Origin of the sequence: Chitinophaga sp. CF118, from assembly GCF_900112615.1 — a bacterium.
GTDB lineage: Bacteria > Bacteroidota > Bacteroidia > Chitinophagales > Chitinophagaceae > Chitinophaga.
Genome location: NZ_FOMK01000003.1, coordinates 23,006 through 34,480 on the forward strand (window position 1 = coordinate 23,006; position 11,475 = coordinate 34,480).

Below are 11,475 nucleotides of genomic sequence, written 5' to 3' on the forward strand. Positions count from 1 at the left end.
TTAAAAAATAAATTCTTCAGATAATGATAATAAATAATCCTACCCCTTATCCACTTTTTAAAAAGGGGCAGCAGTTGAAGAGCAGTAGCCTGACGGGCATTGTTGATTTTGCCGCATTGGAAGAACAGGACACACGGGTATACCTGGAAGGTTCCGGAATCTTTTACGGTCTTACTATTGACTGGAATGCTACTGCCGGCACATTAAGGCTGTTGCCTGGAACTGCCGTTACTTCCGACGGACAACTTTTCTCACTGGAAAAGGAAATCATTTATAATGGTATCAGCAAAACTGAACAGGGAAAAGATGTGGAAGTAACACTTCTCAACCGTACCGTAACAGTGATGGCGCTCAGTACCGGTAATGAGAATCATGCAGATTTTGTATATCATATTACCGGCACAGATCCTACTAATCCGGGACGAGTACCGGACACAACTCAATACCTGCTGATCCTGGCAGTTCGTAGTGATGAATCTACAGAAGCATCCTGCCTGTATGGGTATGAGAATAATGAAAGTAAAAAGGTGCTGGAAGTAGAAGCCGCACTAATAGATAAAAATGCTTTCACACAAGCAGAACTGGACGCCTGGTTTGCCGGCGATACTTCAAATGCGGGCAGCAATGATCCAGTGATGCAGCGTTTTGGTTATCTGAATGATACTGCAGGAACTCATATCTCATTTGATCGTTTTACAAACCTGCATACTCTGAGTGCTGGCTTCAATGAAGTGTGTGCAGCCGCAGAACTAAGTATCGGCAATGCATATAATCAGATATTCAATCTTGTAAAAGAGAAACTGTCACTCACAGATAACCCTTTTGTAAATCTGACTGCCAATCTGCAATCATTACGTACACACCTTTCAGACGAACGGTTACTTCCCTGGTTGTATGATTACTACAGGGATCTGATATCTACCTACCAGGAGTTTGTCACAACAGATGTTTTCAGCCTCCTTTCTTCCATCCCTGAAAAAGACCGTTTCCGTGGTTATATTGCTTTAGGCAGTATCCGCACCACTATAGGGCAGACGAAGGCCACAGTAGATTATCGGATGGGACTTTATCGTCCTCCCTTTGCAGACCTTAGCATCAATGCGCTTGAAAAACCATTGTTACTCATGAAGCGTATGGTTTATCTTGCTTCAAATACAAGATTTGCAGACCCCACAGGGATGCTGAGCTTCAACGTGAAACTGACGCCGGATGCAGGTATCAATAAAGAGCTGGCCGAAAGGGCAATTCCTTTTTACTATAAAGATCCAGCAGCATTATCCCGCATATGGAATGCCGGTCTTACCCGTAATAACCGCACTTTCAGTATTCCGGGTATTACAGATGATCAGGATAGAAAATACTTTTTGTCTAACATAGACGGTTATACCTTTTATCGTATCAAAGGGCATATTGGAAGTTCTATACAATTTACACAGGACGCGATAGTTAAACTCCGTTCGGAATTACATCTTCCGTTTGATGTGCGGATCGTGTACCTGGGAACTGACAGTGATATGAGTGATCTGATCAAAGAAAGATCTTCCAGCTTCAGTGATCTGTCGGTGATCCTTGAAAAGATTGTGAACGATATCCGCTGTGGCCATACCTGCTCTGATGATTTTGAAGATAGAATTTTCAAAGGCGGATTTGATCGCAATGAAATTGGAGCCATGTTTGAGGATCTGGTATTGCTGTTTGGTCCTGAACCGGTAGTCCTGGATAAGGTTATAGAGAAATTCTGTTCCAGTGCGGCTTGTGAGGATGAAGATAAAACCTGTTGTCGTGCTCATCTTACTTCTTTGTATGCAGTATGCCATGAATATACACGTCGTAAAGCAGAACTATTAGATGGATTGTTATTTCACCGGTTTGCAAAAAATCATCCCGGACTGGAACACAACGGTGGAGTACCCCGTGGCGGTACGTTGGTACTGGTATGTTCAAAATTAAATATCAATTCGATTTCAGAAGATAAAAAGGCTTTGCTGGTAAATCTCGTGCTCAGTAATGATGAAGAGAAGATCGCAGAGGCAAAGAGTTTGGTCGAGGAATTACAGAATTATGAAGTGGTAGCTGATTTCTGTTTACCGTATATCTGTTGCTCCGGACAGCCATCTATAAACATAACATTCCAGGAATTACCACCTGTTGCTTATTTTATTGTAGAAGATCTGGAACCGCTTGCTGATAATAAAGGATATACTGTTACACTCACAAATGAATCAATTCGTGCATCTACTTACCACTGGCAGTTGCTGGACTATAATGGTGTACAGATTGGTCAACAGGATTCGGATAATCTCACCAAACCTACAAAATTCGATCTGTTGTTTGAAAAGGGCGTTGAATACACCATTATATTAACCGCCTCCCGTGATGGAATGGACAGCAAATATCACGACAAGGTGACTATTTGTCCGCAGAAAGATAAAGTCACATTAACCAGCGGTGGTAAACCTGAAACGGAGTGGAATACAGCCAATCCAATGCTGTTACCGTTAGAGATATCCCCATATGGAGGTAGTTTCCGCCTGATGTTTAATGGTGATGTAGATGAGGAAGTAGATCCGTCTGAATACAAAGTAGTGTGGAAGGCCGATAAGAAAAACGCCATTCTCACCATTGTGCAACCATTCACCGGTATTTACACATTAAATTATTTATTCGAAAAATGTACCGATTCTACAGATGCTCTGAAAATCACAACAAGGAATACTACGCCTGTCCCAAGTATCACGACAGATAATGCAGCAAGAAAATCAAAGAGCACTACTTCGGACAAACGTACAGAAGCTTATATCGGTGGGGTTGATGCCCTGGGTAATGAAGATGATTCGTTAGCATCAGATGCTAAATTTGCAGATACTAAAGCCTTCTTAGCAGGAGAAGGAGATTATGGAACATTGATCAATACTCTGCAAACAGGCTTCTCGAAATTAAAAGTGGTACAGAAGTTACAGGTTATCAAACTCCTGGTATATGCCACTGCTTATTTTGTAGATAAAGAAATAGCTGCTTCTCCAGAAAAGGTACAGTCAGCCGCCAAAAAGCTGGTCTTAAGTGCAGCCAACACTATTACCTCACAGAAGGAAGGTCTGGCATTCTGGAACACAGTATGGATTGCAGACGATATCACTACTGATCAGAATAAGAAAACAGTCGCAGTATATAAAGCTATGATCGCATAATGGAACAGCAGCACGCCATAGGGAAACTTTTACTGGAAGTGCAATTGCCTTCCCGGCAGGAAGCGTTTTCGCTACAGAGCCGGCTGAGTAGCCGTTGCACAACGGAATTGCTTCCCTTACTGGCGGAATTGCTTGATAGCTGGACTGATCCCGGAGTTTTGTTACAGATAGACAAGCTTGAAATAGACCTTGGTTCCTGTAGCCTGGAAACCCTTGAGAAAGAACTACCTCACCTGATAATTGAGTGGCTGCGTAAGCGTTATCCGGGCATCCGGCAGGAGGCTTATCTTGAAGAAGGTATGGAGCGGGTTCCAGTAGGACAAGGCTATTTTGAAAGCTGGTTATATTTTCTGGAACACGGAGTACTGCCGCATGCCGCTATCAGGTGGCAACGGCAGGAGTGGGAAACCGGCATCCTTGAAACATTATCTGCAGAAACGCAAGCTTGCCGGTTATGTCAGGAATTATTGTTAAGCACTCCCGATGCAGTGAAACGCCTGGTATTACAGTTCTCACCGGAGTTTGTACAAAACTGGTTGCTGGCTTATAGTGCCAGCGTATATCAGCCACTGTTGCAACTTGTAACGGAATTGGAAACGGTTGTTTATCATCCGCAGTTATTAAAAACGATAGAACGTATTGGATTGCAACAGTTGGTCACGATCCCGCTATTTCCCGCCAGAACAGACTTTCATCATACAATAACAGTGTGGCTGATTAAGGAAGTAGTATCAGCCAGACAATCAGATCATGCTTTTTTTCTGAAAGAAGTTATACGGTTATCGTTTCCAGGGCTGCCTGTTAAATACTGGTTGCATCTTTTACAGGAGATGCCATCAACAGTAATGGAAGCATCGCCATTGTTACAGCAAGCCACCTTAAAGCTCGCAGATCAATATACTTCTGATCTTGTAGTATTGAAGCAGGAACTAGCCGTTAAGGCCTCTTATAATGAATTTAAACAATCATCCTCTGAAATTGATGATGTAATTGTTAAGTCAGTCGATCCTTCGAAACCCATGGTACTACCCGACGGGGGGGATAATTTTTTACCTGCCGGTACATCACCGGAAACAAAAGCTAAACAGTCAGAGAAGGAAAGTAAAACACTTAATGGAGGAGAAGTTAAAGAAGCACCAGTAACAGGGAAAGATAATACAACATCTGGGACAGAAAAAACAGAAAACATAAACAATACGGCATCCGCTGATGAAGATGTTGAAGAAATTGAAGAAGAGCGGAAACCACCTGCGGAAGGAACAGTATTGTATATCAATAATGCCGGATTAATACTCCTGCATCCTTATCTGGGTATTTTATTCGATGCCCTGGGATTACGTGAAGAAAATCATTTCAAAGATGATGCGGCTTTAAATAAAGCAGTACAACTACTGGGTTACCTCGCCAGTGGTGAAGATGAGATACCGGAATACGATTTGGTATTACCCAAATTGCTCTGTGGTATTCTGCCTTCACAACCAGTAAAGCGGAATGTTCTGCTTACGGCAACAGAAAAAACAGAAGCGGATGAATTACTGTTATCGGTAATCTCCCACTGGAGTGCATTGGGCAGTACTACACCGGATGGCTTGAGAGGTAGCTTCCTGATGCGGGAAGGAAAACTGGAATGGAAAGAAGAGGAATGGCAGCTGTATGTAACGCAGCAGTCATATGATATGTTATTAAACCGTTTGCCGTGGGGTTTTAGTGTGGTAGGATTATCGTGGATGCCCTGGTTTATAAAAACTGTTTGGATTTAAACTTATGATGAAAGCGACCGATACCAAAAGTACCGCCAGGACTGCGCCGCAACAGAAGCAGCCAGCAGGTAATTCCTTCTTTAATAAAGAGGGTAGTGACTCTTTTTTTGGTGAATCGGAAGTCGCCCCCAAACCATTTTTTGTACAACGTAAATTAACAATCGGAAAACCTGATGATCATTACGAAAAGCAGGCAGACCAGGTTGCGGATAAAGTAGTACAGCGAATGAGTCAGTCGCCATCAATACAGGCAAAGGCAGCAACTCCCACACCAACGGTTACCCCTGTAGAACCGCAGGCAATACAAATGAAAGAAGAGATTAGTGAAGAGCCTGCAGGTGAAGAGAAGTTACAGCGCAAGCCTATTTTTGATAGTATGGGAGATCCTCCGGACGACTCCATACAACGCAAACCTATTTTTGACAGTATGGGAGATTCTGCGGAAAGTTCCATACAACGTAAACCCGAAGGTAGTGATGCAAAGACTGAAACTTCTCCTAATGTAGAATCACGTCTTAACAGTACTAAAGGATCAGGCTCTCCATTACCATCAGATACCAGATCTGCAATGGAGTCTTCTATAGGTGCAGACTTTAGCAGTGTACGTATTCATACAGGTACAGAGGCAGCATCACTGAGTAATGATTTGCAGGCACAGGCATTTACTCACGGCAATGATATTTATTTCAATGAAGGAAAATATGATTCCGAAAGCAGTAGCGGCAGGCATCTGTTGGCCCATGAATTAACGCATACAGTACAGCAGGGAGCTGCTGTTCAAAAGAAACCTGATGTACAGTTGGCAGCTGCTAAACCGGCTACTTCTTTTAATCCTGCTACTACCTCAACAGCAATTCCCGGAGAAGTGGTGAATGTATCCTCCGGAACATTTAATCCATCATTCAATTTGCGGGAAGCTATTAAGGCAACGAAACACAGGGGACTGGAGATAAAAATTAAAGCAGGTAAAATTGCAGGAGAAGGTATTATCAAGGTGCGTGAAGAAAAGGGAGAGTTGGAAAGTATGAGAAATGCCTATCTGCCACTTAACATACCAATTTTCAGTGCAGCAAATCCCGTATTGGCTGTGCAAATTATAAAAGGAGGAATCCAGGGGTATGCTACAATTGCCGGAGGTAAAGCTGATGGTATTCCCAACTGGCTACGGGCGCATAGTAGGGAGCTTTCATGGCTTACGGGTATTGATTTGAGCAGTATTCCATCACCAGGTACCAATACATTTGATAGCGCAGGTTTCCAGTTTACGCTCAATGGAGTAAAGGTTAGAGTAGGTGGTCTTGCGGAAGCAACAATGGATATTGGGTTTGTAAATCTGCAACCGGCGGTACACGTAGGAGCTAAAATGGATGTTGCAGGAATCGTACAGGCGGGTTTTGATATTAATATGTCGAAAGACGGAGAGATGTCGGGAGAAGGTGGTTTCGCTATCACCTACAAGGGCTTTGGAGGAAATATTATAGCCAGGTTTATTAAAGGTTTAATGGATGTAAAAGGAGTAGTGGGTTATAATGGCGACAGGTTAAGTGGTTCTCTTACACTCATCATGACAGATAAAAAGACTGCGGATAATTTTGCGAAAACACAATTAGCTGGTGTGCAACCGGAAGATGCAGTCATGCCGGAAGCGGTGCCTGAGCCAGAAGGAAAAGGTCCGCGGGGAATGGCGGGCGTAGGTAGCCTTACTTTCAATATGACAGAATGGTTTGCAGGTAGTGTAAACGTGATCGTTGATGGTAAAGGTTTTGTAACGGTGATTGGCAAAATAGCACCGCCAAAAGAGATTAAATTATTTGAACAAAAGCCTTATGATAAGGAGCTGTTTAAACTGAGTGCAACTGCCGGGTATGGTATACCAGTGCTGGGTACTATTGGAGTATTCGCCGAAGTATCTTTGTCAGCCATCGCCCGGATAGGACCAGCAACAATTTATAACATCGTAATAGAAGGAACTTATTCTAATAACCCCGATATTGCAAAGAGTATTTCCCTGTCAGGTTCCCTCAATATTTCTGCTTATGCAGGGTTACGTTTGCGTGCTGCCGGTGGTGCAGTACTTACGATATTGGGGCATGATCTGAAAGCAGGTGTAGCAGTAAATGCAGATGCAGGTGTGAAAGGATATATTGATGCGCGGCCAACGATCGGTTATCGTGATCCCGGAGAGTTCTTCTTTAAAGGACATATGGAGATAGCAGCACAACCAGTGCTGGGTCTTAGCGGAGAATTCTTTGTAGAATTAGACAGTCCGTGGTATTCTCCTTTACCGGATAAAAGATGGCCTTGGCCGATAGGTTCATTGGAATATCCATTACCGGGAGAATTTGGAATAGGAGCAGATGTGGATTATGTATTGGGTTCAGGAAAAGTACCTGATATTAAATTTACAGATGCAAATTTTGATGGTTCCAAATTCATGACCGATCTTGTGGATGATAATGTACCGAAGAAAAGTGGTGCAGATAAAAAAGATAAACAAGGTAAGTTTGTAGATGGAGGCGCAGCTAAACCTGCCGGTGGAGGTAAAGTTCCTCCGCCTCCTGCTAAACCGGGAGCTAAACCTGCTAAAGCTGCAGCTCCTGGAAAAGGTGGTGGTAAAGGCAAGGATAAAGATAAAGGCAAGGATAAAGTGAAGCCTGACGAAATGAAGAATTTCGCCGATGCTATGAAGAAAATAAAAGCATTGGAAGGGCATAAACCGATGTCCCGTGAAGAGATCAATTCTACTGTAGATGCAATTAAGAAGCAATACAATGTACCTGGAATCAATGTGATACCCAAGGATACCAACAAATGGAAAGTGACGGGTAGTCTTGCCGGTAAAAAGAATAAGCAATCAGTGTATGTACCGGCCAATATGAAACCGGGAGATGAGAAGGATAAGAATAAGAAAGGTAAAGATAAGGACAAGGATAAATTACTGGATGCTGGTCTGAAAGCGATTGATAAAGAAGATAGTAAGTACCTGGATGATAATAAGGCGATTGAAAAAGAAGAGGCGGTAGTAGTGGCTGCAACTGTTAAAGCAAAACATCCTATCTTTAAATCGATCAAAGTCATTGATGGAGGAAGTACCTGGGATTTTGATTATATCCAGGCTGCAAGGAAAACGGGTCCGAAAAAGGATAATAAAGATCCGCTGGAGCTGTCTAAAAGTAATTTTAAAGGAAAGACGTTTACACCAGGTGATCTGAAGCAATTCCTTGTAAAGAAGCATAAATTCAAGTCCAGAACAATGGACACCAGGATAGCAGAGTGGAAAGAGGCCAAGATCTTATTCTTCTATGCTTCCAGTGCGGGTGATAAAGATCCCTATAAACTCCTTAGTTTTGACAAGAATTTACTTGAAAAAGGTGTACGGGAGGTTAGTGACAGGAACCGTGATAACTATGGATATACAATTAAATTTAAAAAGACAGATGCTTTCGCCTTGCCAATATTAAGGAAGAGTATAATCAGGGAAGCACGGTTTGGATGGAAGCCCGGACTGGAAAACAATATGGCTTATCTTACTTCCGGCAGGGCAAGATATGAGTGCGCAAAGACAAAACAGAACGCAAAAGGTGATCCTTCATATAAGAGAAAAGAAGTTAAATTTGCTGATTGTATCCTTGGACACGCGGGCGATGGAGCTTCAGGACATTGGAACAGAATAGGACACAAGCAAACGAAAGCGGATAACGAGGCATGGAATAAGCAAACAAGAAATTACCATGGTATGGAAGACAAGGATGTATCCAATGCAAGTGGAGGTTCTGCCCCAAGGTACAAGGTGCCCTCAAAGAAAGAAAAAAGCCATGAGATGTGGTGGAAGACCTCACATCCGTTATACTATAAAAAATAAATTCTATGAAAAAACTACATAAGGCATATGAAGAATTGTTTGATAAACCGGATACCTTAATCCAGTTAAAATCAGACGATAATAAAATTGCATTCGATCTGGCCGTTGCTTATCCGGATCCGGAAGAGGATCTTCCTGATAGTGCAGTTACTTCACTTGGACTGTCTGCTATTTCTCATAAAAAAGAACACAGCATAGAATTATTTACTGAGATTCATGATAAGGTATCAGATGAAACAGTAAATGGAATAGGTGCTGTATATCATACTATATTCGACCGGCTGGAAAAGGAAAAAGAAATCGTTCCCGGAAAGATTTACAGGTCAGTATCATTACCTCCCTTTGATAACATGAATGCCGTAATGATAACTGAGAAAGTGTTAGGTGAAACGCAATGGCTTGATGAAGAGGATGAAAAGGGGAGATTGATGCGACTGATTCCGCTATTTGAAAAAGAAGCAGACGAACTGGAACAGTATCTGCCTGAGCTAAGACACAAATTAGTGGTAAGATCAAATATTTCTTACAGAGATCCAGCACGTGAACCTTCAGAAATTGCTCATACTGCGTTTTTGAATTACTGGAACAGAATATCGGCCTGGTACAAAGAAAATAAAGTGATAGGAGCGAAGTTGCTGGAAAAAGTATTGTCCTCAAAATCAGAGAACAATACAGGGGATGAACTGGAAAAGAAACTGAAATTTAAGTTGTCGCCAGACTTTAAGGCATCTTTTGATATTCAATATGAGAAGATTGTAATAGACGATTATATTATGCTGGATGAAGAGCAGATAATCGATCACATGAAAGGGTTGAATAACCTGAATAACAAAGGTGAATTCAAAAAAGCCTTGAAAAAGATTAATAAAGACGATCGTTTACAGACACAGTGGTGGCATGAGAAGTGGGTTCCTATCGCCTTCAGCAGTCAGGGCGACAGGGTTTGTATTGATATGGCTCCCGGACCCAGAGGTGTTGTAGGACAGGTAATCATTCATTATGTTGAAGAAGGACCTATGGCATCCGGTTACGATTCCTTTTTAGATTACCTGGATGATTATGATACAAGATTAATTGGAAATGAGTATGAAGTAAATGAAAGTGGAAATCTAAATCTGACGTACTGATTGTTTTACCCCCAAAATGTTACATATGAAATCGAGTAGTCGTCGCTATCGGAGACATCGTAACCCCGAAAACGCGGAGAACAAAGAAACCCCGTTTTTTACCCCTCATCAGAAAGCTGTTCAGAAAAAGGATGATGCTTTCTTTCAACCGAAATTGTCAATCGGCCAGCCGGGGGATAGTTATGAGCGGGAAGCAGATGCTGTTGCCAGCAAGGTAGTGAATAAACAAACTGCGACAGGCACTCCTGTACAGAAGAAAGAAATATCCACCGTACAGAGAATGTCATCGGGTAATGAAGAAGACGTACAGATGAAAGGAGCTCCTGATAAAAAAGAAGAAGAGAAAAAAGTACAGAAGAAATCGGATAAAAAGGAGGAAGAAAAGAAAGTGCAGAAAAAGTCGGAGGGCAATGAAGAAGAAGTACAAATGAAAAGCGCTCCTGATAAAAAAGAGGAAGAGAAAAAAGTACAGAAGAAATCAGATAAAAAGGAAGAAGAAAAACCCATTCAGAAAAAAGAAGAACAGGAAAAGAAACCTGCTGCTGATGAAGTACTGAAAGAAGAGCAGGACGTAGCAGGGAAACATCCTCTAATGGCTAAGGAAAACCCTGGTGGACTGAAAAGTAATACTGACGGTCTTAGCCAGCAACTGAAAGAACAAAGCGGCAAAGGTGCTACGCTTTCTCCTGAAGTGCGTAACGAAATGAGTAATGCAATCGGCGCTGATTTTAGCGGTGTAAACATCCATACTGGTGATAAGGCCAAAGAGCTAAGTAACGAGTTGGGTGCACAGGCTTTTACACACGGCAACGATGTTTATTTCAATAGTGGTAAATACGATACAGAATCTTCAACAGGAAAACACCTGCTGGCACATGAATTGACGCATGTGGTACAACAAGGCGCAGCTCCCGAATTATCCGGGTCAAAGAAGGGAACTTCAGCACCCAGCGTACAGCGGGATATTTCTACTCCCTTACCTGAAGGGGTGAAACCTGATGAAGAGTCAAAAGTGGCTAAATTTCCCATTGGAAGTTTTTCCGTTGAAATCAAGCCGGATAGAAAGGCAGTAGAGGGGGAAATCGTAAAACCAAATGGCGCTATTACAAAAGGTGATATTGCTTATCTGATTTATCCTTCATATACTAACAGTAATCCAAAGAAAGTAAAAAGTGCCAGCATCAAGAAGACGCTGATGATTGAAACGGTCTATTCCGCTAGTGTGACGGCGCAGAGTTCTTCCGGATATGGCAGGGGAGCGCTGAAACAGGATAAGAAGGATGGACATGGTACGCTGGGCTTTCATGAGGGTAGCCACGGAACAGATCTAATGGAATATGTACAAACACATGCGTTTCCTGAAATAGTCATAAAATCACCTGTTACGCAGGAAAAATTTGCGACTTTAGTAGAAGCCTGGAAGTTGGAACTTAAAGCTTACGTGGCTGATATGTTAAAGAACACAGAGGAGAAGACCGATAATGTGAAAGATCCCGTAGAAGAAAAAAAATAGAAGAACAATGATGTAGCCCTGAAGA

5 protein-coding genes are annotated in these 11,475 nt (G+C 42.2%); all 5 read left to right on the top strand.

What is annotated here, in order from left to right; genetic code table 11:
- Window positions 1–23 precede the first annotated feature (23 nt).
- The 5 genes from BM176_RS12455 to BM176_RS12475 are packed head-to-tail and all read left to right on the top strand — an operon-like array spanning window position 24 to window position 11,450.
- On the top strand, window positions 24–3,188 hold the full coding sequence (locus BM176_RS12455; RefSeq protein ID WP_090103432.1) for a hypothetical protein: 3,165 nt from the start codon (window positions 24–26) through the stop codon (window positions 3,186–3,188).
- Window positions 3,188–4,948, top strand: coding sequence for a contractile injection system tape measure protein (locus tag BM176_RS12460; protein WP_090103434.1), 1,761 nt, complete (start codon window positions 3,188–3,190; stop codon window positions 4,946–4,948). Before BM176_RS12455 ends, BM176_RS12460 begins: the two co-directional genes overlap by 1 nt.
- 4 nt (window positions 4,949–4,952) lie before the next feature.
- Entirely contained in the window at window positions 4,953–8,810 is a 3,858-nt protein-coding gene (locus BM176_RS12465; protein ID WP_090103436.1) for an eCIS core domain-containing protein, read from the top strand.
- Between the two features lie 5 nt (window positions 8,811–8,815).
- Entirely contained in the window at window positions 8,816–9,937 is a 1,122-nt protein-coding gene (locus BM176_RS12470) for an SMI1/KNR4 family protein (protein ID WP_090103438.1), read from the top strand.
- A 25-nt stretch (window positions 9,938–9,962) separates the two neighbouring features.
- Window positions 9,963–11,450: an eCIS core domain-containing protein gene (locus BM176_RS12475; RefSeq protein WP_143097793.1), complete on the top strand. Its 1,488-nt coding sequence runs from the start codon at window positions 9,963–9,965 to the stop codon at window positions 11,448–11,450.
- Window positions 11,451–11,475: the final 25 nt, after the last annotated feature.

Coding starts and splice junctions, on each gene's coding strand:
- BM176_RS12455 (WP_090103432.1), top strand. CDS start 24: ATGATAATAAATAATCCTACCCCTTATCCACTTTTTAAAAAGGGGCAG.
- BM176_RS12460 (WP_090103434.1), top strand. CDS start 3,188: ATGGAACAGCAGCACGCCATAGGGAAACTTTTACTGGAAGTGCAATTG.
- BM176_RS12465 (WP_090103436.1), top strand. CDS start 4,953: ATGATGAAAGCGACCGATACCAAAAGTACCGCCAGGACTGCGCCGCAA.
- BM176_RS12470 (WP_090103438.1), top strand. CDS start 8,816: ATGAAAAAACTACATAAGGCATATGAAGAATTGTTTGATAAACCGGAT.
- BM176_RS12475 (WP_143097793.1), top strand. CDS start 9,963: ATGAAATCGAGTAGTCGTCGCTATCGGAGACATCGTAACCCCGAAAAC.